This window comes from Actinobacillus seminis, from assembly GCF_002263215.1.
Taxonomy (GTDB): Bacteria; Pseudomonadota; Gammaproteobacteria; order Enterobacterales; family Pasteurellaceae; genus Actinobacillus_B; species Actinobacillus_B seminis.
Genome location: NZ_NLFK01000001.1, coordinates 255,987 through 282,786 on the forward strand (window position 1 = coordinate 255,987; position 26,800 = coordinate 282,786).

At 40.7% G+C, this 26,800-nt stretch carries 25 protein-coding genes; 15 read left to right on the forward strand and 10 right to left on the reverse strand.

Annotated features, from left to right (window positions below; genetic code table 11):
* Positions 1–6: 6 nt before the first annotated feature.
* Positions 7–1,083, forward strand: a complete 1,077-nt coding sequence (locus CFY87_RS01270) for an extracellular solute-binding protein (RefSeq protein ID WP_094945496.1) — start codon at positions 7–9, stop codon at positions 1,081–1,083.
* 126 nt (positions 1,084–1,209) lie between these two features.
* Here CFY87_RS01270 and CFY87_RS01275 read toward each other — a convergent pair whose 3' ends face one another.
* Positions 1,210–2,961 (reverse strand): protein-disulfide reductase DsbD, encoded by a 1,752-nt coding sequence (locus CFY87_RS01275; RefSeq protein ID WP_094945497.1) that lies wholly within the window; start codon positions 2,959–2,961, stop codon positions 1,210–1,212.
* Positions 2,962–3,255: 294 nt separating this feature from the next.
* Here CFY87_RS01275 and arcA point away from each other — a divergent pair, with 294 nt between their 5' ends.
* Positions 3,256–3,969: a two-component system response regulator ArcA gene (gene arcA, locus CFY87_RS01280; RefSeq protein ID WP_094945498.1), complete on the forward strand. Its 714-nt coding sequence runs from the start codon at positions 3,256–3,258 to the stop codon at positions 3,967–3,969.
* Between the two features lie 59 nt (positions 3,970–4,028).
* On the opposite strand, the gene ycfP is transcribed toward arcA, so the two are convergent.
* Genes ycfP through nfsA form a run of 3 tightly spaced genes read right to left on the reverse strand, consistent with a single transcriptional unit; the run spans position 4,029 to position 6,314 of the window.
* Positions 4,029–4,568, reverse strand: coding sequence for an alpha/beta hydrolase YcfP (gene ycfP / locus CFY87_RS01285; RefSeq protein WP_094945499.1), 540 nt, complete (start codon positions 4,566–4,568; stop codon positions 4,029–4,031).
* A gap of 52 nt (positions 4,569–4,620) precedes the next feature.
* Positions 4,621–5,577, reverse strand: a complete 957-nt coding sequence (locus CFY87_RS01290; protein WP_094945500.1) for an ATP-grasp domain-containing protein — start codon at positions 5,575–5,577, stop codon at positions 4,621–4,623.
* A gap of 5 nt (positions 5,578–5,582) precedes the next feature.
* Positions 5,583–6,314, reverse strand: a complete 732-nt coding sequence (gene nfsA / locus CFY87_RS01295) for an oxygen-insensitive NADPH nitroreductase (protein WP_094945501.1) — start codon at positions 6,312–6,314, stop codon at positions 5,583–5,585.
* A gap of 131 nt (positions 6,315–6,445) precedes the next feature.
* On the opposite strand from nfsA, the gene CFY87_RS01300 reads away from it, so the two are divergent.
* Both CFY87_RS01300 and argA read left to right on the forward strand, forming a co-directional pair.
* Positions 6,446–6,709: a GrxA family glutaredoxin gene (locus CFY87_RS01300; RefSeq protein ID WP_094945502.1), complete on the forward strand. Its 264-nt coding sequence runs from the start codon at positions 6,446–6,448 to the stop codon at positions 6,707–6,709.
* Between the two features lie 262 nt (positions 6,710–6,971).
* The gene (gene argA, locus CFY87_RS01305; RefSeq protein ID WP_094945503.1) at positions 6,972–8,282 is read left to right on the forward strand and encodes an amino-acid N-acetyltransferase; all 1,311 of its coding nucleotides are present in this window, start codon (positions 6,972–6,974) and stop codon (positions 8,280–8,282) included.
* A gap of 214 nt (positions 8,283–8,496) precedes the next feature.
* On the opposite strand, the gene CFY87_RS01310 is transcribed toward argA, so the two are convergent.
* Positions 8,497–9,144 (reverse strand): OmpW/AlkL family protein, encoded by a 648-nt coding sequence (locus CFY87_RS01310; RefSeq protein ID WP_094945504.1) that lies wholly within the window; start codon positions 9,142–9,144, stop codon positions 8,497–8,499.
* A gap of 369 nt (positions 9,145–9,513) precedes the next feature.
* Here CFY87_RS01310 and CFY87_RS01315 point away from each other — a divergent pair, with 369 nt between their 5' ends.
* The 5 genes from CFY87_RS01315 to acnB all read left to right on the forward strand — a co-directional run bounded on the left by CFY87_RS01315 (position 9,514) and on the right by acnB (position 14,328).
* Positions 9,514–10,203 carry a hypothetical protein gene (locus CFY87_RS01315; RefSeq protein WP_172539970.1) on the forward strand — a complete coding sequence of 230 codons (690 nt, stop codon included), beginning with the start codon at positions 9,514–9,516 and terminating at the stop codon, positions 10,201–10,203.
* A gap of 9 nt (positions 10,204–10,212) precedes the next feature.
* Positions 10,213–10,758: a septation protein A gene (locus CFY87_RS01320; RefSeq protein WP_094945506.1), complete on the forward strand. Its 546-nt coding sequence runs from the start codon at positions 10,213–10,215 to the stop codon at positions 10,756–10,758.
* A gap of 9 nt (positions 10,759–10,767) precedes the next feature.
* Entirely contained in the window at positions 10,768–11,223 is a 456-nt protein-coding gene (gene yciA, locus CFY87_RS01325) for an acyl-CoA thioester hydrolase YciA (protein WP_094945507.1), read from the forward strand.
* A 22-nt stretch (positions 11,224–11,245) separates the two neighbouring features.
* Positions 11,246–11,542, forward strand: coding sequence for a YciI family protein (locus CFY87_RS01330; protein ID WP_094945508.1), 297 nt, complete (start codon positions 11,246–11,248; stop codon positions 11,540–11,542).
* Between the two features lie 179 nt (positions 11,543–11,721).
* On the forward strand, positions 11,722–14,328 hold the full coding sequence (gene acnB, locus CFY87_RS01335; protein ID WP_094945509.1) for a bifunctional aconitate hydratase 2/2-methylisocitrate dehydratase: 2,607 nt from the start codon (positions 11,722–11,724) through the stop codon (positions 14,326–14,328).
* 289 nt (positions 14,329–14,617) lie between these two features.
* Here acnB and CFY87_RS01340 read toward each other — a convergent pair whose 3' ends face one another.
* Positions 14,618–15,148: a hypothetical protein gene (locus CFY87_RS01340; protein WP_094945510.1), complete on the reverse strand. Its 531-nt coding sequence runs from the start codon at positions 15,146–15,148 to the stop codon at positions 14,618–14,620.
* A gap of 177 nt (positions 15,149–15,325) precedes the next feature.
* Between CFY87_RS01340 and CFY87_RS12600 the strand changes: the two genes are divergently transcribed.
* Together CFY87_RS12600 and CFY87_RS11430 are read left to right on the forward strand one after the other, a co-directional pair.
* On the forward strand, positions 15,326–15,475 hold the full coding sequence (locus tag CFY87_RS12600) for an ESPR domain-containing protein (protein ID WP_158216596.1): 150 nt from the start codon (positions 15,326–15,328) through the stop codon (positions 15,473–15,475).
* Entirely contained in the window at positions 15,444–15,653 is a 210-nt protein-coding gene (locus tag CFY87_RS11430; RefSeq protein ID WP_143226154.1) for a hypothetical protein, read from the forward strand. The genes CFY87_RS12600 and CFY87_RS11430 overlap by 32 nt, the downstream gene beginning before the upstream one ends.
* Positions 15,654–16,051: 398 nt before the next feature.
* On the opposite strand, the gene rlmKL is transcribed toward CFY87_RS11430, so the two are convergent.
* From rlmKL to CFY87_RS01360, 3 genes are all read right to left on the reverse strand, one after another.
* Positions 16,052–18,208, reverse strand: a complete 2,157-nt coding sequence (gene rlmKL, locus CFY87_RS01350) for a bifunctional 23S rRNA (guanine(2069)-N(7))-methyltransferase RlmK/23S rRNA (guanine(2445)-N(2))-methyltransferase RlmL (RefSeq protein ID WP_094945512.1) — start codon at positions 18,206–18,208, stop codon at positions 16,052–16,054.
* Positions 18,209–18,419: 211 nt separating this feature from the next.
* Entirely contained in the window at positions 18,420–19,529 is a 1,110-nt protein-coding gene (znuA, locus tag CFY87_RS01355) for a zinc ABC transporter substrate-binding protein ZnuA (RefSeq protein ID WP_094945513.1), read from the reverse strand.
* Positions 19,530–19,632: 103 nt separating this feature from the next.
* Complete coding sequence (locus CFY87_RS01360; protein ID WP_094945514.1) at positions 19,633–21,561, reverse strand: LTA synthase family protein; 1,929 nt, start codon at positions 21,559–21,561, stop codon at positions 19,633–19,635.
* Between the two features lie 187 nt (positions 21,562–21,748).
* On the opposite strand from CFY87_RS01360, the gene CFY87_RS01365 reads away from it, so the two are divergent.
* The 4 genes from CFY87_RS01365 (at position 21,749) to hda (ending at position 25,160) form a co-directional block, all read left to right on the forward strand.
* Positions 21,749–22,261: a chorismate--pyruvate lyase family protein gene (locus CFY87_RS01365; protein ID WP_094945515.1), complete on the forward strand. Its 513-nt coding sequence runs from the start codon at positions 21,749–21,751 to the stop codon at positions 22,259–22,261.
* Between the two features lie 131 nt (positions 22,262–22,392).
* Entirely contained in the window at positions 22,393–23,019 is a 627-nt protein-coding gene (gene upp, locus CFY87_RS01370; RefSeq protein WP_094945516.1) for a uracil phosphoribosyltransferase, read from the forward strand.
* A gap of 102 nt (positions 23,020–23,121) precedes the next feature.
* Positions 23,122–24,372, forward strand: coding sequence for a nucleobase:cation symporter-2 family protein (locus tag CFY87_RS01375; protein ID WP_094945517.1), 1,251 nt, complete (start codon positions 23,122–23,124; stop codon positions 24,370–24,372).
* 89 nt (positions 24,373–24,461) lie between these two features.
* Complete coding sequence (hda, locus tag CFY87_RS01380) at positions 24,462–25,160, forward strand: DnaA inactivator Hda (RefSeq protein WP_236757314.1); 699 nt, start codon at positions 24,462–24,464, stop codon at positions 25,158–25,160.
* 45 nt (positions 25,161–25,205) lie between these two features.
* On the opposite strand, the gene der is transcribed toward hda, so the two are convergent.
* Complete coding sequence (gene der / locus CFY87_RS01385) at positions 25,206–26,714, reverse strand: ribosome biogenesis GTPase Der (RefSeq protein WP_094945519.1); 1,509 nt, start codon at positions 26,712–26,714, stop codon at positions 25,206–25,208.
* Positions 26,715–26,800: the final 86 nt, after the last annotated feature.

Below are 26,800 nucleotides of genomic sequence, written 5' to 3' on the forward strand. Positions count from 1 at the left end.
ATAGAAATGAGAAAATTTGCAGGTCTTTTCGCCGTTGGGATGCTTACCGTTTTAACTGCTTGTAACGATAAAGAAACAACTGCAACTACTACAGCTCCGGCTCCAGCAAATGACACTGTATATCTTTATACTTGGACAGAATATGTACCGGATGGGTTATTAGATGAATTTACCAAAGAAACCGGTATTAAAGTGATCGTTTCAAGTTTAGAGTCAAATGAAACTATGTACGCAAAACTTAAAACTCAAGGCGAAGCTGGCGGTTATGATGTTATTGCTCCATCAAACTATTTTGTTTCAAAAATGGCTCGTGAAGGCATGTTGATGCCATTAGACCATAGCAAATTACCTGTTATTAAAGAGTTAAATCCGGACTGGTTGGATCAAGACTATGATAAAGGAAATAAATACTCTTTACCGCAATTACTTGGCGCACCGGGTATTGCATTTAACACAAATGATTATAAAGGATCTGATTTTACTTCTTGGGCTGATTTGTGGAAACCTGAATTTGCCGGTAAAGTGCAATTGTTAGATGATGCACGCGAAGTATTCAATATTGCATTACTGAAAATTGGTCAAGATCCTAATACACAAGATCCAAAAATTATTGAGCAAGCCTATCAAGAATTATTGAAATTGCGACCTAACGTATTATCATTTAATTCTGACAATCCTGCGAATTCCTTTATTTCCGGGGAAGTTAATGTTGGTCAACTATGGAACGGATCAGTGCGTATTGCGAAAAAAGAAAAAGCCCCTCTCGACATGATCTTTCCAAAAGAAGGTCCCGTATTATGGGTTGATACCTTAGCGATCCCTGCGACATCAAAAAATCCTGATGGTGCCCATAAACTAATCAACTATATGTTAGGTGCTAAGACTGCAGCGAAGTTAACCGAAGAAATCGGCTATCCAACCTCAAATATGGAAGCATTAAAATTACTTCCTGCGGAAATTACCCAAGATCCGGCGGTATATCCTAGCCAAGAAATTTTACAAAAAAGTTATTGGCAAAATGACGTAGGCGATGCAGTACAATACTACGAAGAATTTTACCAAAAATTAAAAGCAGCAAAATAATAATTAATGCCAACTTATCATTAAAAGGAAAGCTCGACGCTTTCCTTTTTTAATCCCTCACAGGGACTAACTTACTTTTATAAACCGATAATTAAATTTATAAAAATTTTTTCATATTTTGGAAAATCAGCGTAGTACTTTTTCTTTTATCCAAGCAGAAAATTGCGCCTGATCCATAAACCCGCTCACACGTGAACCTTGAATTTCTTCGCCCTGTTGATTAAAAAATAAAATGCTTGGCAAACCAACAATTTGGAATTTTTTCATTAAAGCAGCATTTTCTGCACTATTTTTAGTCATATCCACTTGCAACAGCAAAATATGCTCAAAATCCGACCGCATTTTTGGCGTATTAAAGGTATATTTTTCAAATTCTTTACACGCTACACACCAATCAGCATAAAGATCCAACATAGCAACCGCTTTGGGATTATTCATTAAGGCTTGATTTAATTCTGCTTCACTACGGATTTTTTGAAAAACCACCGCATTCTGTGCTTCTTGTATCGCATCATCTTGCCACACCCAATCTTGCAGCGGTTTAACCAAAATAAACGCTGCGAAAAAAAAGCCAATACGTAATGCATGAGCGATACCTTTTGCCGGAATCTGCAATGCTGCCCATAAGCAAAACGCCACGCCGAGCATTGCCCACATTCGCGCCCCCCAAACTTCCGGCAAGACGCGGGAAAGTAAAAAGACAGGCAGCGCCAGCATAACAAAGCCAAAGGCGGTTTTCACTTTTTCTGTCCAAGCAGAAGATGTCGGTAAAATTTTATTGCCAAATAAGGTGATAAAAATTAGTGGTCCCCCCATACCAAGGGCTAACAAATAAAGCGTAAGTGCGCCGAAAATCAAATCGCCGCTTTGCGCCACATACAGCAACGTCGCTGAAAGCGGCGCCGAAGTACAAGGCGAGGCGATAAGCCCTGCCACCATCCCCAGTACAAAAACGCCGGAAAATACACCGCCCTTTTGCCCTTGGCTAATTAGCGTTAATTTGGTTTGCCATGTACCGGGCAATTGAATACTAAATACGCCAAACATGGAAAGCGCCAGCAAGGTAAAAATCACCGACAAGCCAATCAGTACATAAGGACTTTGCAGCGCCACTTGGAACGGTAACCCAATCATTGCCACCACCAAACCGAGCAACGTATATGTCAACGCCATACCTTGTACATAAGTAAAACTTAACCCCAACGCGCGTGCCATATTTGGACGCCGCCCTTGCCCGATAACAATCGCCGATAACAAAGGTAACATCGGCAATACGCAAGGAGTAAACGCCAAGCCAAGCCCTAATACAAAAAACCACAAGGCAGAAAAACGACTTTCCGATAATGCAGAAGTTAGGCTATTTGGGTCAGTGGAAGAAAGATTGAAAACGGAGAAATTTTTGACCGCACTTTGCGTGTTTATCGACGCATCATTGATAGTCTTGATGGGTAAATTCGCTAAAGACAAAGTTTTAGTCTCCGGAGGATAACAAAAACCGGTGGTACATCCTTGATAAATGACTTCCAATTGCGTATTCGAATTCGCATTGCGCAAACTGAGTGGTAAATCAAGTTGCTCACGATAAATCAGTACTCGTCCGAAAAATTCATCTTGGTGTTCCTCTGCCGGAGGGAAAGATAAAGGTGCAATCTCGGTTTGCGTACCAACAACGCGCAGTTCTTTTTGATATAAATAATACCCCTCGGCGATATCCCAATGCAAATTAACACTTTTTTCTTGCGTGGTTGAATTGACATGCTGTTGCGCCGAAAAGACAAATGCATCCTCCGCCTTTAAAAATGGCACTTGAGAATTAAACCATCCTGCGTGTACGAATACGGAAAAAAAGACTAAAACAATAAGCCAATATTTTTTCATAAATACCTACAATTATGCTGTCAACACCACATAGTTTAGCATAAAATCCTACCTCTAATGAATGATAAAAAATCCCAGATTTTACCATAAATCAAAGTTACGCATTTCAACATACAGTAAAAGAAAATAATATACAGTTCGAGTGTTAATAAAATATGATACAGATCATAAAATTTTATATTAAATATGAAAAAAATTTGCATTTCTACTTGTTACAACTATGTTGCAATTATAGAATAGTCCCCTAGTAAGAGTTTGATAAATTAATATAAAAAATAAAAGAAGGAAGCATCTATGATAACGCCACGTATATTAGTCGTTGAAGATGAAACGATTACAAGAAATACGCTCAAGAGTATTTTCGAGGCAGAGGGATATGAAGTATTTGAGGCAAGTGATGGCAATCAAATGCATCGAATTATCTCCTCGCAAGAAATTCATCTTGTTATTATGGATATCAATTTACCGGGTAAAAATGGACTGATGTTGGCACGTGAACTACGGGAAAATACCAATACCGCACTCATGTTTTTAACCGGGCGTGATAACGAGGTCGATAAAATTCTTGGTTTAGAAATTGGTGCAGATGACTATATCACTAAACCATTTAACCCTAGAGAATTAACTATTCGCGCAAGAAACCTATTGCAACGTACCATGTCCGAAAAAGCCAAAACTACGACACCTCATTTAGATCAATATTGTTTTAATGGTTGGACATTGGATCTCAATAGCCGAACATTGATCAACCCTGAAGGGGAAGAATACAAATTACCGCGCAGTGAATTTCGCGCTATGTTGCATTTCTGCGAAAATCCGGGAAAAATTCAAACCCGTGAAAAATTGCTGAAAAAAATGACCGGACGCGATTTAAAACCACAAGATCGTACTGTGGATGTGACCATTCGTCGTATTCGTAAACATTTCGAAAATCACCCTGACACGCCGGAAATTATCGCCACCATTCATGGCGAGGGTTATCGTTTCTGCGGCGAAATTGAATCTTAATAGCAAGATCCCTTAAACGAAAAGCCACATTTTCATGCGGCTTTTCTTTGTCTCTCGTATTAGGCGTTTTTAAATGTCTTAATCCGTTGTAGATGTTGAGAAATTTTCTTAAATTTATGGCTTTCGGTTTCATCCCAAATCACCTCATAAAAAGGTGCAAGTGTTTCGGCACTACGTTGTGAATCCAATGATTCATCTTGCATAGATAAGAAAACCAAACAGCGTCCTTGGTTTTTCACTCGGAAATTTTCCACACATTTTGTCGCAATATCTTGATACTCTTCCGGTCGGTCAATTTTCCCCACCATATTTTCATAAGGAAATAAATTCGGATTAAAAATTGTCTGTTTAATGCCGCATAAAAATCCCACGCGTTCCGCCCAGTATCCACCGAGTCCGACACCACAAATTAACGGATGCGGATCTTTGCTTTCTGCGACTAATTTATGTACTTCATTGAGCAAAAACTGCATATCATGCCGCGGATGCAAGGTACTATAATTGACAAAACGCACATCATCATCAATAAATTTCAACTGCATTATTTTCTCGTAGTTACCCGGACTACTGGAATCAAACCCGTGTAAATAAATAATCATTACGGCTCCTTATATTTTTTATGGGATTTTGTTCATTAAAACAGAAAACCAACTATTTTTCTACCCTATTTTCTGTGGTATTTTCGAGCGCACGTTGCACAGATTCCCGCCATAATTTCACTTTTTTCTCTGTATACGCAATCATTTGCAGTGCAATATCAATGCCGCTGGTTTTTTCAATCATTTCCAATCCCGGGCTGGCGTTGACTTCCAAAACTAGCGGACCTTGTGCCGAACGAATCAAATCCACGCCGGCAACATCCAACCCCAAAGCGCGTGCCGCCTTGATGGCAATATGTTTTTCTTCTGCGGTTAATTGCACCGGCTCCGCACTGCCGCCCCGATGGAAATTCGCTCGAAATTCTCCGCTTTGGCAAATGCGCCGCATTGCCGCGACCACCCTATCGCCAATCACCAAACAGCGTAAATCCGCACCTTCCGCTTCAGCAATAAAATCTTGCAATAACACCGGTACATTTGATTGCGTCAATGTTTCCAAAATACTGACCGCACTTCGTTCTCTTTCCGCTAAAATCACGCCAATACCTTGCGAACCGCTCAAGGTTTTTAAAATCGTCGGCGAACGCACAAATTTCACCGCCTCAGCCGATTGAAATTCGCTGCCGCCCAACGCGGAATTCGGTACAGGAATATGTTGTTGCATCAAAACCTGTAAACTCTGCCATTTATCTCGTGCCAACAAAAAAGCCGACGCCGAATTCAAGCAATAAATACTTTCTCCTTCAAAATGACGCAATACCGCACATCCCATACGATTGCCGGCAGCCCCGAAGCGGGGAAGAACCGCATCATAACCACTTAATAAATAAGGCGAATGTGCATTATTGTTTTGATAATAAAGTTGCAAGTGCGGTGCATTTTCCGACAATTTTATTAAACAGCGATTCGGATCCAAAATATCCATTGCATGCCCACTTTCTTGTGCCGCTTCTTGTAGTCGCTGACAACTGTATAATCGAGGCTCTCGACACAACATCAACAATTTCATATTGCCTACTTTTTCGCAAAACCCTGTTGGTTTAGATAAGGTAAAATAGCCGGTCTTACCGGATGCGCTAAGGCTTTCGCCACATTTTTAGACCAATTCATCTCAATTTGGCTGCGTTTTTGATAATAGTCCGCCACCTGTTGATCAAAATCTGCCAAGGCTTGAGGCGCAAGAGGTTGATATTGATTTTCAAAAAACATCATCTCTTTTGGTAATCTTGGTTTCAATGGTGGATCTTGATCCGGATATCCCAAGCAAAGCCCAACGACAGGAAAAGTATGTTCCGGTAAGTTTAGCAATTCCCCCACCCGCTCAATTTGATTGCGTAATGAACCAATATAAACGCCGCCTAAGCCCAAACTTTCCGCACTCGCCAGCACATTTTGCGCCATAATTCCGGTATCAACCGCGCCGATCAATACCACTTCCGTCCAATCTAATTGTGCCTCAGCACAAATTTGCTGATGCTTACTAAAATCGACACAAAATACCCAAAATTCAGGCGCACTTTTGACATATTCCTGATTGGAACAACATTCCATCAATTGCCCACGCAACGCTTCGTCAGTCACTCGAATAATCGAAACACATTGTAAATGATTGGAACTTGAAGCAAAACGCGCCACATTGATTAAATTCTCAATCAATTCCGGCGCAAGCGGTTGTGCTTTAAATTTACGAATGGAACGATGAGACAACAAACATGCTAAAGTTGGGGAGGTTAACGAATTTGGCATAAAATTTTCCTCGCTAGACAGTATTTCATCTATTATACCAATCATACCAATGCTTAAAAACTGTTTATTCTTTTTTGTTGAATAAGGTAAAATTATTAGCGTTTTTAATCCAAAATAAGAGGAAATTAATTATGTTCGTAGTCATTTTCGGTCGTCCGGGTTGCCCATATTGTGTACGCGCAAAAAATTTAGCGGAAAAATTAAAAAATACCGTGGAAAATTTTGAGTACCGTTATGTGGATATTATCGCTGAAGGTATTAGTAAAGCAGATTTATCCAAATCTGTCGGTAAACCGGTTGAAACCGTACCGCAAATTTTTATTGATGAAAAACCGATTGGCGGTTGCACCGATTTTGAAGCATTAATGAAAACACAATTTAACGTGATTGCATAACCTAAGCTGCACCTTATCTCTAAAAACATACGAGGGGTAAGGTGCAAAGCGGAAAAACGATATCCCTCTCCGCTTTCAATATATTTCCAGTAGAAACTTCAGCTTAGAAAACAACCGGTTTTCCACAAAATGAAACTGTATGAAATAAACAGAATTCTTTTGAGTTTTACCGCACTTTTCCCTCTCATACAAAAATCACTTGCACATTTTAAAAAATAAATATAAATTCAAAATAAAAGAATAATTATGCAAAGGAAACCTTATGAGTGATACTGAATTAGTCCAATGGTTTAGACAATCTACCCCCTACGTCAATATGCACCGCGGTAAAACATTCGTGATCATGCTCGACGGGGATACTATTGCTAGTCCAAATTTTATTAATATTATCGGCGATATTAGTTTATTGCACAGCCTAGGTATTAAGTTGGTCATTGTTTTTGGTGCAAGAGCTCAAATTAACGAATTACTTGAGCTTCAGCATATTCCCTCATCCTATCACAAAAATATTCGCGTCACCGACCAAAGAACCCTAGAATTGGTGAAACAAGCGGTTGGACGATTAAACTACGATATCGCCGCCCGCTTATGCGTGCGTCTGCCACATTCGCCGGTCATTAATGTTGTCAGCAGCAATTTTATTATTGCACAACCTATCGGCGTAGATGACGGTATAGACTATATGTTAACCGGAAAAATCCGCCGTATTGATACGGAACAAATTCAACGCCAATTAAACAATAGTTCTATTGTTTTGCTGGGACCAATTGCGCCCTCCGTGACTGGCGAGACTTTCAATTTATCCTTTGAAGAAATTGCCACCAAAGTAGCGATTAAGCTAAAAGCCGAGAAACTTATTGGCTTTTGTGATACGCAAGGCATTTTAGATCAACAACAGCGAACCATCTCCGATTTATTACCGCAAGATGCCCTGCTGCATTTGGCTCAACTAATCCGCGATAATCAATACCATAGCTCGCAAGCACGCTTTTTACAGGCTGCCATTGACGTTTGTCGCGCCGGCGTAAAACGTTCGCATTTACTTAGCTATGAAGAAGACGGATCGTTACTACAAGAATTATTTACCCGTGATGGAGTGGGAACGCAGCTTTCTATAGAAAGCTCCGAGGAAGTTCGCCTCGCCACTGTCGCCGATATTCCGGGGTTATTGGAATTGATTTATCCGTTAGAACAACAAGGTATTTTGGTCAAACGTTCACGCGAACAATTGGAAATGGAAATCACGCGTTACACCATTATCGATCATGACGGTGTCGTTATTGCTTGCGCTGCCCTCAATCCGTATCCGGAGGAAAATATGGCTGAAATGGCATGTGTGGCGGTGCATCCTGATTACCGCAATTCTTCCCGTGGCGATATTTTGCTTGAAGCTATCCAAAAACGCGCCAAAGAATTACATATCAGCAAACTGTTTGTCCTCACCACGCGTACCGTACATTGGTTTCAAGAGCGCGGTTTTCAGCCGGCGGATGTAGACAGTTTGCCAAAATACAAACGGGAAACCTACAACTACCAACGTCGCTCCAAGATCTTGATTCAGGATCTCAGCTAAAAGTGCGGTGATTTTTTAACGATTTTCGTGCATATTTGAACTATGCACAAAGTTTCAAATCCCACAAATCTCGTTGATTGATGCAAAAAAATCGTAAAAATTCTACCGCACTTTTTATATTAGTGCTTCAAGAACGGTTAAGATGCAAGAACTTTAAACGCAAAAAAATCGGCACATCAATAAATGTGCCGATAAAATGTATTAAGGTGAGACATTAGAAGCGATAACCAAGCCCCATGAAGAACACGAACGGATCAAGTTTTACATCAACTTCATGATTACTACCCAATGCTTTAAATTTCGCAGTCGTTTTAATATGGGTGTACCACATTGCGGTATTGAAGAATAAGTTATCGGTTAATTTAATATCAATCCCGGCATTCACAACCGGACCGAATGAATGTTTATCAATTTCCAAATCACTAATGGCATCATTTTTAATTTTTGCATTAAAGAAACGAGTATAGTTCAACCCGGCGCCGATATAAGGACGAGATGGAGAGTCTTTATCTAAGAAATAGTATTGTAAATAAAGACTTGGCGGTAATTGTTTTAATTTTACTACTTCACCTAAATTCTTATTCATACTCGGAATATTTCCATCAATACTGTGAGAGAACGGCGTTGCACCTAATAACTCTACCCCGATATTATCGGTAATCATATAGGTTCCGGTTAAACCCAATTGGGCATTATCATTCACTTTTAAACCAATTTCAGTTGATGTTTTGGTATCGGAGTGAGAATGTGCCGAAACAAAAACGCCACCGGCACGAAGAAGGAAGCTACCTGCTTCATGGGCACTTGCAGTACCTGCCGTCAAGGCAGCCGCCATTCCTAAGACTAATGCTGTTTTTTTCATTTTAAATTCCTCTATATTACTTTTTTAATTTAAGTAAATATCTTTAAACCATAAAAATATTGTGTCTATTTGACGAGAAAGAATATACCATTTTTTGGGTATAAATTTCGTGAACTAGATCAAAGTTTTGTAAATTGCTCTTCAATTTATGACGAGAAAATGCATTTTTTATGTAATCATTTATTACAGAAATTTGATATAAATCAATTTTACGCTTTTTTGTCAATTTCAAACGGAATCCTGTATAATAGCGAGGATATTTTTATTTGTACTATTTGGATGACATAAATGCCGATTAACTTTACTCAAATTTTTCAAGACAGCTGGAATTTTATGCGTAATCAACCCAAACTTACCATACAATTCATTATGTTATTTTTTATTTCTTCATTGGCGACGAGCTTATTAATCCCCAATGGTGCATTGCCTACCAATCTGACAGTAAGCGAACAAACCGGAACGAATGAACTACAGGCGTTGCTTACTCAAACCGACACGACACATAACCTGGCAACGCTTATTCAAATGGTAATCACTATGTTTCTTTCCGCATGGGGAACTATAACCATCCACCGATTAAGTCAACGCGCCAATCCCGCGTTAAATCAAACATTCACCGTGGCGTTAAAACGCTTTGCCGGTGTGCTGTTAATCAATATATTAACCACAGCCCTTATCGCCATTGGTTTATTGAAAGCTTCCATTGCGATCTTAACCAATACGCCGCCATCCATTATTTCTATGATCTCAATCGTTTTCGGCGTTTTTATCTTTATTCGTTTATGTTTGGCAAGTGTACATTACATGATTACACCGCTTTCGCTAAAAATAGCATTGGTTGAAAGTTGGCAAGCCGGTATTAAACAAATATTTCCGCTGTTTATTTACTGCGTAATCATTTATTTTGCACTGCCACTGTTGATCAAAAATTTAGCAATGATTAGTAGCAATATGATTTTTGGCATTATTATTATGTTTCTTATTGCGATATTTAATATGTTTTCATTGATTTTTACCTACCGCTTCTATACGTTATTTATGCCTAAAAAAATGTCATAGGGAGACATGATGAAACAAATTTTAGAATTTATTCCGCTGATTTTATTTTTTGCCGTCTATAAGTTGGTCGGTATTCGGGAAGCGGCGATTACCCTTATTGTTGCCACGATTGTGCAACTGATTATTTTAAAATTAAAATATGGCAAAATAGAAAAGCAGCAAATCATTATGGGAAGTGCGGTAGTTTTTTTCGGCGCTTTAACTGCCTATTTTAATGAATTGGAATTTTTAAAATGGAAAGTCACCATTGTTTATGCTCTTTTCGCATTAGTACTGTTAATCAGCCAATATGGTTTTAAAAAACCGTTAATTAAACAATTATTAGGCAAAGAAATTCAATTACCGCAGACAGTATGGGATCGCCTTAACCTTGGCTGGAGCGGATTTTTTCTGCTTTGCATGATCATCAATTTAATTATCAGCCATTTCTTCTCTGATGATATTTGGGTTGATTTTAAAACCTTCGGTATTATTGGGATGACCTTTGTTGCCACCCTCATCACCGGTTTTTATATTTATCGCTACTTACCTAAAACGGATAGCACGAAAGAATAAGGAAACGTTATGACAAATTTTATTGACGCCAATAGCGGTCGCCAATCCAAAGGGGCATTATTACTTCGAACGCTGGCAATGCCTTCTGATACCAATGCCAATGGAGATATTTTCGGCGGCTGGATTATGTCACAAATGGATATGGGCGGTGCGATTTTAGCCAAAGAAATTGCGCATGGTCGTGTCGTGACCGTGGCAGTAGACAGCATGAATTTTATTCGCCCAGTTGCCGTCGGTGATGTGATCTGTTGTTACGGCGACTGCCTCTCGGTTGGACGGACATCGATTAAAATCAAAGTGGAAGTTTGGGTAAAAAAAGTCTCCGGCGAACCGCTTAACGAACGCTATTGCGTTACCGAAGCAACCTTTACTTTCGTCGCTGTGGATGATAAAGGCAAACCGCGCGTTGTTCCGCGTGAAAATAACCCCGAGTTAACCGCCGCCCTTGCCCATCAACTTGATTAATGACACATAAAAGGAGATGAATATGTATTATGTTATTTTTGCACAAGATAAACCGAATACCTTGGCTCAACGTTTAGCCGTTCGCGAAAAGCATTTAGCCCGCCTCCAACAATTGCATGATGAAGATCGGCTTTTGGTTGCCGGACCTAATCCAGCCATTGATGATGAAAATCCAGGCGAAGCGGGATTTACCGGTTCAACCGTTATCGCCAAATTTGACAGCTTAGATGAAGCTAAACAATGGGCAAGCCAAGATCCTTATGTGGCAGCCGGCGTATATGGAGAGGTGGTCGTCAAACCTTTTAAACGCGTTTTCTAAATCGTAACAAATGGGCAACTGAAAAATAGTTGCCTTATTTTTAAAGCTTGATTTTTTTGTTGTCGCCAACGATATTCCGTATTATGATGGTTTAACATTTTTACAACAAAAAGCACCGCTCTTTTTTACAAAGCGCACTCTACTTATAATCCAATAATTTATCCTAACGAGGTGATATTATGTCTAATTTCTTACAAGGCTATCAAAAACATGTAGATGAACGGGCTGCTCAAGGTGTTGTACCTAAACCTTTGGATGCACAACAAACCGCCGATTTGGTGGAATTACTTAAAAATCCCCCAGCAGATAAACAAGATTATTTATTAGACTTATTTACCCATCGTATTCCTGCCGGCGTTGATGAAGCCGCTTATGTCAAAGCCTCATTCCTCTCCGCGGTAGTAAAAGGCGATGCGCATTCTCCGCTCATTTCCGCAGAAAGTGCGGTCAAATTATTAGGCACAATGCAAGGTGGATACAATATTGAACCATTATTGACCGCACTTGATAATGAAAAACTTGCCAAAATTGCCGCCGAAGCCCTCTCCTCTACCCTATTAATGTTCGATAATTTCCATGATGTTGCAGAACGCGCCAAAGCAGGCAATGTTTATGCCAAACAAGTATTACAATCTTGGGCAGATGCACAATGGTTCTTGTCTCGCCCGAAATTGGCAGAAAAATTAACCGTCACCGTATTTAAAGTCACCGGAGAAACCAATACGGACGATTTATCTCCGGCGCAAGATGCTTGGTCGCGCCCGGATATTCCGTTACACGCCTTGGCAATGTTAAAAAATGCCCGTGACGGCATTCAGCCGGATGATGTCGGCAATGTCGGTCCGATTAAACAGCTTGAGGCGCTTAAAGCAAAAGGCTTCCCCCTTGCCTATGTTGGTGATGTGGTTGGTACCGGTTCATCCCGTAAATCCGCCACTAACTCCGTATTGTGGTTTATGGGCGAAGATATTCCATTTATTCCGAATAAACGTGCCGGTGGCGTCGTCTTAGGCGGTAAAATTGCCCCGATTTTCTTTAATACTTTAGAAGATGCGGGTTCATTGCCAATTGAAGTGGACGTCAGCAATTTGAATATGGGTGATGTTATTGATATCTATCCGTATCAAAATAAAATTTGCAAACATGGAACCGACGAAGTACTTGCTGAATTTCAATTAAAAACCCATGTGTTGCTCGATGAAGTCCGCGCCGGTGGTCGTATTCCGCTCATTATCGGACGTGGCTTAACGCATAAAGCACGTGTTGAACTCGGCTTGCCGGAAAGCGATATATTTGCTAAACCGCAAAGCACCACCACCAGCAACAAAGGCTTTACGCTAGCCCAAAAAATGGTTGGACGCGCTTGCGGCGTTGAAGGTATTCGTCCGGGTCAATATTGCGAACCGCGCATGACATCTGTCGGCTCGCAAGATACAACCGGTCCAATGACGCGTGATGAATTAAAAGATTTGGCATGTTTAGGCTTCTCCTCTGATCTTGTGATGCAATCATTCTGCCACACCGCCGCCTATCCAAAACCGGTGGATGTCACGACACATCATACCTTGCCTGATTTTATTATGAACCGTGGCGGAATTTCATTACGTCCGGGAGATGGCGTTATCCACTCTTGGTTAAACCGGATGTTGCTACCGGATACCGTGGGAACCGGCGGTGATTCTCATACTCGTTTCCCAATCGGGATCTCTTTCCCTGCCGGTTCCGGCTTGGTTGCCTTTGCCGCGGCGACCGGTGTTATGCCACTGGATATGCCGGAATCGGTATTAGTGCGCTTTAAAGGAGAAATGCAACCGGGAATTACGCTACGTGATTTGGTGCATGCTATCCCGTATTATGCCATTCAACAAGGCTTGCTCACCGTGGAGAAAAAAGGTAAGAAAAATATTTTCTCTGGTCGCATTTTAGAAATCGAAGGATTGGAACATCTCAAAGTAGAACAAGCCTTTGAATTATCTGATGCGTCTGCAGAACGTTCCGCCGCGGCTTGTACCATCAAATTGGATAAAGAACCCATTATCGAATACCTCAATTCCAATATCGTGTTGTTAAAATATATGATCGCTGAAGGTTATGGCGATACGCGTACACTTGAACGTCGTATCAGAGGAATGCAACAATGGTTGGATAACCCGCAATTGTTAGAAGCTGATAAAGACGCCGAGTACGCTGCAGTGATCGAAATCGACATGAACGAAATCAAAGAGCCGATTTTATGTGCACCAAATGATCCGGATGATGCACGGTTATTATCCGAAGTACAAGGGGATAAAATTGATGAAGTCTTTATCGGTTCTTGTATGACTAATATCGGACATTTCCGTGCGGCGGGTAAACTGTTGGGTAAATTTAAAGACATGATCCCAACTCGCCTTTGGATTGCACCGCCAACAAAAATGGATGCAGCGCTGTTAACTGAAGAAGGGTATTACAGTATTTACGGTAAAAGCGGTGCACGTATTGAAATTCCGGGTTGTTCGCTCTGTATGGGTAACCAAGCGCGCGTTGCCAACGGTGCAACCGTGGTTTCCACTTCAACCCGCAACTTCCCGAACCGTTTAGGTCAAGGTGCCAATGTGTATTTGGCATCAGCGGAATTAGCAGCGGTTTCTGCCTTGTTGGGTAAATTACCAACGCCGAAAGAATACCTCTCCTATGCTGCTGATTTGCTGGAAGATAAAGATGACACTTATCGTTATATGAATTTCGACCAAATTCAACGTTATACGCAAAAAGCAGATAATGTTATTTTTCAGACTGCAGTATAATATCCATTAATTAAACACAAAGTGCGGTCAAAATGACCGCGCTTTTTCCTTATTTTTAAAGAAAAGCAATATTGGAACTTCGTTATTACATTCATCTTTTTCGTATCAATCAATGCAGAACCAATACCGGTCACCGTTTGCTTCTCTGAGATACTCCAAATGCCGCCCGGTTTGGCGAGTACCCGAGAACCGAAGGCAATGCCTAAAATAATGTCATTTGTTGATGTTAAAAAAGAATAAAAAAGCGAGAGGCGTATTATCCTCTCGCTCACTCACAGAATCAACGATTCTATTTGTTTATTTTAGCAGTTGCCTTTTGGTCTACATCACATAATTTTGCCAAAATTTCATCAGAATCTTTTCCTAATTGAGTCAACATTCCAGTTGTTTCGGCGGTTACCGTTGCATTAGTAAAACCGGTTGAAACGTTCCAAATGTAGTCTTTAGACACAAAAGAGGTGAAATCCGGGTTCGCGGCATCACGATTTAACGTTGGGATTTTTTGTGTCGTTTTGCCGTTTTGTAGCACAAGATTTACCGCTACGGCTTCTTCACCTTGGAATACGTAAGTAGCCGTCACTTGCTTACCGCTTTGGCAACGGTACACCACAGTTTTTGCTGCATCCGTCATTTTTTCCACTTTCAGCTCTGCTGTGCCGTTGCCCGTGTTCACCACATCTTTTACTGGTTGGGTGGCATTTTCTGTTGCTTGTGCAACCGCAACTTGTGTTTGTTGAATTTGAGCAACTTCTTGGTTGTTAGAACAAGCAGCTAAAACTAAAGTTGCAACGAATGCCGGAACGAATTTTACTAATTTCATAATATCTCCTTTGGTTGAAAAATAGCGTTCTAATGATTGGTTAGTACATTCAATTTAGGAAAAATTCAAAATATTTACAAATCTTTACAAACAATTACACGCCAGACCTCTTCCTCTTAAAGGTAGAAATCATATATGATCCGCCTTGTTTACTTTCATTTCACTTGGAGCTTAAATATGAACAATATTTTTAAGGTAATTTGGAGCAAAGCCACTAGACAGCCAGTTGTCGTATCCGAGCTTTCAAAATCGAACGGCAAAGTCACTTCACAAACGGATAAACACACCAATACCTGTGACAATATACAGGGGAGAGGTAACTTCTAACTCTGTCGGTTTATCTCTCTTCTTAACCTCATTAGCATTGCTGGCGGGTTCTTCTTCTGTTTATGCGGCAATTAAATTAGATCAAGCAGAAAACTTCAATACAAATAATACAGAAGCGGTAACCCAACAAGAAAATAGTAAGCCTGCACTCCTTTCTTTACACAGAATTCGCCACTAAAGCAACGCCGATACTTTACTGTTGTAATAGACATTTTGCACATTATCGCAATCTTCAAGGCGATTGATTAAATCAAGCCTTTTTGGCTGAATAAATAACCTACAGCCCCTAGTAAAAATTCGCCAACTTACTATCGTCGATTTGTATCGAAGTCACCCATGAGCGATTTACATTTGAGTAAATTATTCGGCGCTAAACCATTGGATCGCCTCACACAAATTATTACGGAAAAATTAAGCTAATTGGCTGGAATATCCAAAATGCCGGAATGATTTATCATTCCCTGCTTAAAAGGGAGGTATAAATTGTCGCTCCACAACTTTCCGACATCACCATATCGCCATATCCTCTAAAGAAAAAACCGAATCTCATGTTCGATTTTTTCTTACAAACAAAGATTACTTTTCCGTGTGGGTAATCAACCAGCAATTGTGAATTTGTTTATTACGCTCAAAATCTAAGGGTAAGGTTTTAGCTGAAATTTCCACCGCACTTAACCTCAAGGTTTGCAACGCCGCAAAATCCATTTTAAATCCACGTTTGTTATTGGAAAAAACCACCCTGCCTGCCGGTTGCAAAATACGCTTTAGCTGCCCCAACAATTTAATATGATCACGTTGCACATCCCAACTGTCTTCCATACGTTTAGAGTTGGAAAATGTCGGTGGATCCACAAAAATCAAATCAAATTGACGATCACATTTCTCCAGCCATTGCAAACAATCCGCTTGAATTAATTTATGTTGTTTGCCTTGAATATCATTAAGCAATAAATTTTGTTCCGCCCAATTGAGATAAGTATTGGACATATCAACGGTGGTAGTTGATTTTGCGCCACCAAGCGCCGCATGTACCGTTGCCGAACCGGTGTAGGCAAATAAATTAAGAAAATCTTTGCCCTGCGCCATGTCGCCCACCATTTTACGGGTCAAACGGTGATCAAGAAATAACCCGGTATCCAAATAATCCGTCAAATTTACCCACAACTTTGCCCCGTATTCATGCACATAAAAATATTCTCCTTTATTTGCCAATTTTTCGTATTGATTGGTACCTTTTTGCTTTTGGCGTACCTTCAAAATCAACTTATTGGTTTCCACACCGGTAACAGAAAGCGTCGCGGTCACTGCATCCAACAAACGTTGACGCGCTTTATTTACATCAATATTTTTCGGCGCCGCATATTCCTGCACTACAATATGCTCCCCATAACGATCCACCGCCAAGTTATACTCCGGCAAATCCGCATCATATAAACGATAAGCATCAATGCCTTGCTGCGTCGCCCATTTTTCAATTTTCTTGATATTTTTTTGTAAACGATTAGCAAAATCTACTGCAACAACGTTTTCTTTTGAAAAAAACGGCGCATTTTCTACCGCACTTTTATCGTCATTTTGCCTTAAAGTGCGGTCAGAAATTTGATAATTTTTTTGAATACAATCTAACGGACCATTTTTGGCTTTAAATTGACGGAACGAACGCATCCGCAAACAATCAAGCAAGCCCTCTTCACTACTAAAAATAGATGCATTCCACCCACCAAATTGCGATTTCAAACGCTGACCAAACACGGAATACAAGGCAATCAGCGCCGGTGTTGTACCTAAACGTTCACCATAAGGCGGGTTACAAATCACCGTGCCTTTGTGTTCCGAGAAAGGGTTAGTTAACGCCGCCACATCACCTTGTTTCCATTTAATCAAATGCGCCACGCCAGCATGTTTGGCATTTTTTTGCGCTTTTTGTAACACTCGATAATCCAAATCGGAACCATAAAAATGCGCCTGTGGTTCCTGTTGAAACTGTACCTCTGCTAAGGCAATCGCCTCGCTTTTCACCGCCTCCCACGCAGCTTGGTTATGCCCGTTCCAAAAATCAAACCCCCAATGCAAACGATTCAATTGCGGCGCAATATTGGCTTCCATTTGTGCCGCCTCAATTAATAATGTTCCCGAGCCACACATCGGATCAACCAATGGCGTGCCTTTTTCCCAACCGGAACGCAACACAATTGCCGCCGCCAAAGTTTCGCGTAAAGGAGCACTGCCGGTATCCTCGCGATAACCGCGCAAATGCAGCGCTTCACCGCTTAAATCCAAAGAAATGACCAAATCTTCACGATTAAGATAGGCATGAATACGCACATCCGGATAGTCTTTATCCACATTCGGGCGTGTCTTGCCTTGACGTTCAAAATAATCCACAATCCCGTCTTTTACACGCATGGCGCCAAATTGAGTATGGCGAATTTCGCGATTTGTTCCGTTGAAATCCACTAAAAATGTCACTTTTTCATCAAATTCATTTAACCAACTATGCCCTACTACAGCCGAATACAAATCCAAATCGCTGTAAATTTTGCAATGAATAAGAGGCAATAAAATGCGCGAACTTAATCGTGACCACAATAGCGTGCGGTACATAATTTCATCATTTGCAACAAAATGAACACCGCCTTGCGCCACTTTACAGTCAGCTGCACCCAATTCGATTAATTCCGATTTTAATAACTCTTCAAATCCACGTGCAGTGGTAGCAAAAAATACTTTCATCATATTTCGTTAATTAATAAATAAAATTTAGCGGAATTATAACAAATATGAAAAATTTGTATGTAACGACAAGAATATTTTTACTCGGAAAACAAAAATACGGTGATGTTCACCGTATTTTTTCATTAGCCACAAAATATGTAAAATACAATTTTTGCTGTTTGCTTAAATTTCTCACCGAAATATAAAGAAATAACGCTCCTTTAAACGATTATTTCAAGCAGTTATAGTAACTATCCGCAGTAAATTGCAAAAATTTAGCATATGAGTTTTTACCTAAATCTACCGGTCCACCCATCGGATCCAACATCCCCACCTTAACTCCGGTGCCCTTACTTAAGCGTTCTACCACTTTAGGTGTAAATTGCGGTTCGGCAAACAAACATTGTACTTGATGTTCATCTATTTCTTGCTTAATTTTAGTTAGGGTTTTTACTCCCGGCGCTACTAATGGATTAATAGTAAAAGCACCTTTTTGATTGAGCTTATAAGCAGAATTAAAATAAGTATAACCATCATGGAATACATAAAAACCTTTATCACGTACCGGCGCTAATTGCTGATTAATTTTTTCGTTTTGCTCAGCTAAAGTGCGGTTAAATTCCGCTAAATTTTTTGCAATCACATCTTTTTTATTTGGATAAAGTTGAGTCAATTTATCCGCTAAATGATGAGCGGCAATTTGACTAATTTTTGGTGAATACCAAACATGCCAATTAGTTTCTAATGCACCATGTGCATCATGGTGGTCATGGCTCTCGTGTTCATGATTGTGAGCATGTTTACCCGCGTGACCATGGTCATGGTCATGGTCATGGTCATGGTCATGGTCATGGTCATGGTCATGGTCATGGTCATGGTCATGGTCATGGTCATGGTCATGGTCATGGTCATGGTCATGGTCATGGTCATGGTCATGGTCATGGTCATGGTCATGGTCACCATGATGATGGTGGTGATGTTCTCCTTTCAATAACATATCTTCGGTCACATCAGAAAATTTAGCAATAGTGAGTACTTTTGCCGAATCAACATCTTGAGAAATATTTTTTTCCAAAAAAGCGTCTACATCTTCTCCAATCCATAAAATCAAATCAGCCGATTTCACTTTTTGAATATCTGAAGGCTTTAAGCTGTAATCATGCGGAGAAGCTCCGGCAGGTACTAATACTTGCGTATCTGTTACGCCATCAGCAATTGAAGAAGCAATAAAACCTAGTGGTTTTATGGAAGTCAATATTGTGGCGCCAGCCATACCGGAAAATGAAATTACAACACCGGCAAGTGCTGCTTTTTTAAAAAGCTTGCTTAAATCAGTCATAATATAACCTTAATATTGAGAATAATTACCAAGAACCAATAGCGTACTCCTTTTTAAGTTAAAAGGCTATCTTTTTTTTATCAAAAAAAACTTATTTTAATGATTACTTATGTAAAACCCATTGGTTTGACTTTATCAGCTTATCAGCATATTGAATTTTGAGTTTGGCTTGTTTAAGTGCCTCTAAATCCTGTGTTGTTCGTTTCTTGGAGTTTAACAAAATCCCACTTTCATTAAATTCAATCCAAGCGGTTGGGGTAATTAATCCAACGGTGTCGCCATGATTGACCATTACAAACGGATTGGCTTCGCCGGCAAATAAAGAGCGTCCGAAAGTGGAAATCGGTTGCTGAAAACCTAACAAATCCATAATGGACGGAAATAAATCATATTGCGACGCCAGTTCTTTGTTATGCCCCGGCGCTAAAGAACCGTCCGGCGTAAAAATAATTAATGGAATGTGGAAACGTTTCAATAAATCATCATCCGGCTTGGCATTTAAGGTATGATCCGCTGAAAAAATAAAAATCGTATTGCGATACCAATCTTGTTTTTCCGCTTCTTGCATAAATTGTTGCAACGCCCAATCGCTGTATTTTAAGGTGTTCAAAAAACCGTTTTCGCCTTGGCTGTCGTGTGGATAAACCTCAAATTCTTCGCCGATTTTCGGAAAAGGTTCGTGGGTTGTACCGGTAAACATAAAGGAAAAGAACGGTTTATCCGACTGTCCTTCACTTAATTTGCGCACAAAAAATTGTAATGCATCATAATCCCAACCGAAGCGCGGTTGTTCTTGCGGATAGTTTTTCAATAATGGTACATCTTCTTTTCCGTAGTATTCTTTAAAGCCCAACGCATGAGCAATTCCATTCATGTGAAATGAACGCCGCTCGGAAGATTGCATCATTATCGTACGATAATGGTGTTGATCAGCAATATCAGCAATACGACTCATATCTATCAATTCCAGCCCAAAACCCAAGGTGGGTTGATTTTGTAACGCTGGTACAGAAGATAAAATCGCTTGAATCCCAATGATACTACGCTGCCCCGCCGCATAATAATTATCCCACACTTGAGAACGCGAAATAAGGCTATCCATAAATGGCGTCACGCCATAATGCCCGCCGCTTAATCCGTCAATATATTTATAGCTCCAACTTTCCAGTAAAATTAACACGATATTTTTACCGGTCGGTTGCTGAACTTGGCTTTGCCAACGAAAAATATTTGGATTTTGTTGTACAAACTCGTTTAACTCCTGCACTGAAACATATTCAAGCATATCTTGATTTAAACGATTTCGACTTTCCCGATAGGTCACATAGGCTGGGTTAAGCGCCAAATTTGCCTGTTGCAATTTTCCGCCGCTAAAAGCATCACTCATATTGATCGGGCGCCCACTGAAAATAATGCCACGAAATAAAATCACATACAGCAATACCAAAGCAACCCAATAGAGCCATTTCAGCGCGACAGACTGACTTAGGCGAATACCGCGCTGTGTCGGCACAAGCACAAAGTGATACCAAATGACAGCGCCCAGCACTAAAAATGTCATCCCGATCACGGTTGTGGTTAATCTTGAACTAAAAGCAATTTCCCACATGGCGCCTTGGTCTGCGCTTAAATTTAAAATTTCAGCGCCAATATGGTGTTGAACCTCGCCAAAATAACTAATATCAGCGATATAGTAGGCAAAAAGGACAAATAAAATAATGCCGCTTAACCAAGTTGCTACCGGACGAATCCACGTATGATGAATAATTTTAAATGGGAAACTCAATACCGCTAACATGGGAACACACGCCAACATAACTGTTGCACTATCAAACTGTACACCTTTGATAAAGCTCATCAGAATGTCATTAAGCGTTAACGCCTGAAACGTGTCATAATGGACAATATAGAAACCCAAACGACAAACAAAAAAACCGAGTAACGCAAATAAAATAATGCGAATAGGCAACATAAAACTCACCATCAAACGTTTTACCTCTGAATAATTTTTCTTTACTTCTACTTTCATCATACGATTATTTTTTCCGGAAAGTAGAAAACTGCATAAAATAACGTGGATTCCTTAAAAGGAATCAGAGAATAATGCCCATATCATAATAAATCAAGTCTTAAGGGCAATAAATTTGGTAAAATTACTTTTTAGTTAACATATAATTTAATGATTTACTTATTGATTTTAAGTATAACGGATATTTTTTATGCAAAATATTGCCCTTTATCGTCGCACACTTGCTTGCGCCAATTGGCACAATCAAAAGCAGGATATTCCCGCATCGGTACTTCCTTGGTTAATGGAGAACGGTTCCTTAACGCAAAAATTACAGCAAATTTGTCGCCACTTGGAGGTGGAAGTCATCCAGCAAGGTTGGATAAATTCATCACCAAATAATCCCAAAACTTCTTCAAAAATCACCGCACTTAACGAACCCTATTGGCTACGCGAAGTGTTGATTAAAGGCGATGGTAAACCTTGGATTTTTGCCCAAACCCGATTGCCGAAATCGACCATGGAGCAAGTAGCATCCGATGTGTTAACGCTTGGCAATGACTCCATTGGCTTGTGGCTTTTCCCGCAAAAGCCAAAAAGGCAGGATTTAACATGGAGCCAAGATCCGCAAAGCGGGCTTTTTGCGCGTAGTTCATCCTTATTATTGCAACAATATCCTTTAGAAATCCAAGAGTTATTTTTACCGCACTTTGCCTTTCCTTAAACGTCATTCATCCTAAATTTAGCGGTAATGAGATAAATTTTTTACGCAAGGGCTATTAATTTTTAAGGAAGTGATTTAAAATTTCGCAATTTTTAAATTTTCCACACAATAAAAAAATAAAGAGGCAGAAAATGAAAATTGTTGAAGTTAATCATCCGTTAGTTAAACATAAATTGGGCTTGATGCGCGCCGCCGACATCAGCACCAAACACTTTCGTGAATTAGCCACTGAAGTAGGTAGTTTATTGACCTATGAAGCGACTGCCGATTTAGAAATAGAAAAAGTGATCATTGACGGTTGGTGCGGACCGGTGGAGATCGATCGCATCAAAGGAAAAAAAGTCACGGTTGTGCCGATTTTACGTGCGGGTCTTGGCATGATGGACGGTGTTTTGGAACATATTCCAAGCGCGCGCATCAGCGTGGTTGGGATGTATCGTGACGAAGAAACCTTGGAGCCGGTACCTTATTTCCAAAAATTAGCCAGCGATTTAGATGAACGTTTGGCTATCGTGGTTGACCCAATGTTGGCGACCGGCGGTTCTATGATTGCTACCATTGATTTATTAAAACAACGCGGGTGCCAACACTTTAAAATTTTAGTTTTGGTTGCCGCGCCGGAAGGAATTGCCGCTCTTGAAAAAGCGCATCCTGACGTCGAATTATATACCGCCTCCATTGATCAACACCTAAATGATCAAGGTTACATTATCCCGGGTTTAGGTGATGCGGGTGACAAGATTTTTGGAACAAAGTAATCCAAAAAATAAAGCGGCAATGTTGCTGCTTTTTTTCCGTGCGATTTCGTTCAAAAACAGACCGCACTTTCAAGTTAATTCAGACAGCGAGTTGAAACTTAAATGACAGAAAAAATTGAAATCCCTGCACCAATTGAGGTGCAAAGCAAAGTAAAACAGGCGTTTGTCGGTTTGCAAATGTTATTCGTCGCCTTCGGCGCCCTCGTTTTAGTACCATTAATTACCGGTTTAGATACTAATACCGCATTACTCACCGCCGGTATCGGGACATTGCTTTTCCAACTTTGTACCGGCAAACAAGTACCGATTTTCCTAGCTTCCTCCTTTGCTTTTATCGCGCCAATTCAGTATGGCGTTGCTACTTGGGGAGTTGCAGTCACTATGGGTGGCTTGGTTTGTACCGGGTTTGTCTATCTTGCGTTAAGCACCTTAGTGAAACTCAAAGGCGCCGGCGTGTTGCAAAAAATCTTCCCACCGGTCGTAATCGGTCCGGTCATTATTATTATCGGGATGGGACTTGCACCCGTCGCGGTCGATATGGCGTTAGGCAAAAATAGCAATTACGAATACAACGATGCGGTATTGGTTTCGATGGTTACTCTATTGACCACATTATGCGTAGCGGTTTTCTCTAAAGGCATGATGAAACTTATCCCGATTATGCTCGGTATTGTGGTGGGCTATGTGTTATGTCTATTCCTTGGACTGATTAATTTCCAACCGGTTTTGGATGCCCCTTGGTTCAGCCTACCGAAAATCACGACGCCGGAATTTAAGACGGAAGCTATTTTATATTTACTTCCTATCGCTATCGCACCGGCGGTAGAACACGTGGGAGGTATTATGGCAATCAGCTCCGTCACCGGAAAAGATTTCCTCAAAAAACCGGGCTTACATCGCACTTTATTGGGTGACGGTATTGCTACTTCAGCCGCCTCCTTACTTGGCGGTCCACCAAATACCACTTACGCAGAAGTAACCGGCGCGGTAATGTTAACCCGCAACTTTAATCCGAACATTATGACTTGGGCAGCGGTTTGGGCGATTGCCATTTCCTTCTGCGGAAAAGTCGGCGCGTTCTTATCCACCATCCCGACGATCGTGATGGGCGGTATCATGATGTTGGTTTTCGGTTCCATTGCGGTAGTCGGCATGAGTACACTGATTCGCGGCAAAGTTGATGTCACCGAAGCGCGTAACCTGTGCATTATTTCTGTGGTCATGAGTTTTGGGATCGGCGGAATGTTCGTCAACTTTGGCGAAGTTTCCTTAAAAGGCATTAGTTTATGCGCCGTCGTCGCCATTATCCTAAACTTAATTTTACCCCCTGCAAAAAATCAAATAGAAGATTAATTTTTAAACAAAAAACAGAGATAGGCTTGCTTATCTCCGTTTTTTTCGTATATGCTAATCACAACTTTGTTCACCGCAGGATATTTTCGTTGTTAAATTCACAGCTCACATTGCCAATTCATCAACTTGATGATGAAACCCTTGATAATTTTTATGCGGATAACAATCAGTTATTGCTTAATTCATTACATAAAAATTTTGAGCAATTACAACAACCTATCTTTTATTTATGGGGTGAAAAAGGCTGTGGCAAAAGTCATATTTTAAAAGGTTCCATCAATTATTTTTTGCAACGCCAACGCCCTGCGCTATATGTGCCACTTAGCAAATCTCGCTATTTTTCACCGGCGGTTCTGGATAATTTAGAATATCAAGATCTGATTTGTTTGGATGATCTACAGGCAGTCATCGGAGATGATGAATGGGAGTTGGCTATTTTTGATTTAATCAACCGCCTGCGGGAAACGGGAAATGCCCTGTTGCTGATAAGTGCGGATCAATCGCCAAATTCGCTGCCGATTCGCCTGCCAGATCTTGCCTCACGTTTATCTTGGGGTGAAATTTATCAAATGGCGCCGTTAAGCGAAGCGCAAATGGTTACCGTATTAAAACAAAACGCCTACGCGCGTGGCATTGAACTTCCTGACGAAAGCGCAATGTTTTTGCTAAAACGCCTAGATCGCGATATGACTACCCTTTTTAGCGCGTTGCAAAAATTGGATCAAGCCTCTTTGCAAGCACAACGCAAATTGACCATCCCTTTCGTTAAAGAAATTCTCCAATTGTAAAAAGTGCGACCAAAAATTTCTCTTTTTGAGACCGCACTTTTGTATCTATTTTTTTGATTTTTTAATAAATTTCATTAAACGTTTACGCTTACGCAATTGATTTGGCGTCAATTTATTGCGACGTCCGGCAAACGGGTTATTGCCCTCTTGGAATAAAATCCGAATTGGCGAACCGATAATTTTTAAACTGCGACGATAATAATTAGACAAATAGCGTTTATAACTATCCGGCAGACGTTCCATCTGATTACCGTGAATCACGATAATCGGTGGATTATAACCGCCCGGATGGGCATATTTTAATTTAATGCGACGTCCACTCACCATTGGTGGTTGATGCTCATCAGTCGCCATTTGCAAAATACGCGTGAGCATTGAGGTGGTCATTTTTTGCGTCGCACATGCATAAGCCTCTTGGATGGATTCAAATAAATTTCCCACACCGCTACCATGCAAGGCGGAAATAAAATGCACGCGTGCAAAATCAATAAAGTCCAAACGACGATCCAATTCGGATTTCACCCGAGCTTTCACCTCTTGATCCAATCCGTCCCATTTATTGACCACAATGACCAAAGAACGTCCCGCATTCAGAATAAATCCAAGTAGCGACAAATCTTGATCCGACACACCCTCTCGCGCATCAATAGTCAGTAATACCACGTTGGAATCTTGAATAGCTTGTAATGTTTTGATTACAGAGAATTTTTCTACCGTTAAATGCACTTTTCCGCGCTTACGCACGCCGGCGGTATCAATAATTGTATAAGCCTGCCCATCACGTTCCATCGGAATATAAATACTATCGCGCGTCGTTCCCGGCAAGTCATATACCACCACGCGTTCTTCGCCTAAAATACGATTGGTTAAGGTCGATTTGCCCACATTCGGACGTCCGACAATGGCAATTTTAATATTTTTATCATCCTCTTCCAACTGTTCTTCCGCCAAGGCTTCATCTAACAATTGTGTATCTTCTTCATTATCACAATCAAAATCCTGATCCCATTCATCTTTCGGTTCATCCTCAAATTCCACCGCACTTTGGGTCATTTTTTCCGCCAATGGTGCTAATACCTGCTCCATTAACACGGTTACACCACGCCCTTGCGCCGCAGCAATTTGAGCAATCTCACCCAATCCTAATTGGTAAAATTCCGCACAATGGGAATCAGCATCAATGCCATCGGTTTTATTTGCCACTACCACCGTTGTTTTATGTTGACGTTGACGTAAATAATTGGCAATGCCAATATCTGCCGACGTGAGGCCAGCGCGCGCATCAACCAAAAATAATACAATATCTGCTTCCTCAATCGCTAACAGCGACTGTTCCGCCATTTTCTCCTCAACACCTTCTTCCGTACCATCAATCCCACCGGTATCAATCACAATAAAATCATAACCGGCAACATTGGCTTGACCATACTTGCGATCCCGAGTCAATCCCGGAAAATCCGCCACCAACGCATCACGCGTGCGAGTTAATCGATTGAATAACGTCGACTTTCCCACATTCGGGCGACCGACAAGAGCAACTACTGGCGTTGTCATAAAAAACCTCTATTCGTCAAATTGGAGTTGGAGCGAATTTTCTCCAATATTTAAAAATGTGCGCCATTATAGCGAATTTTACCTCA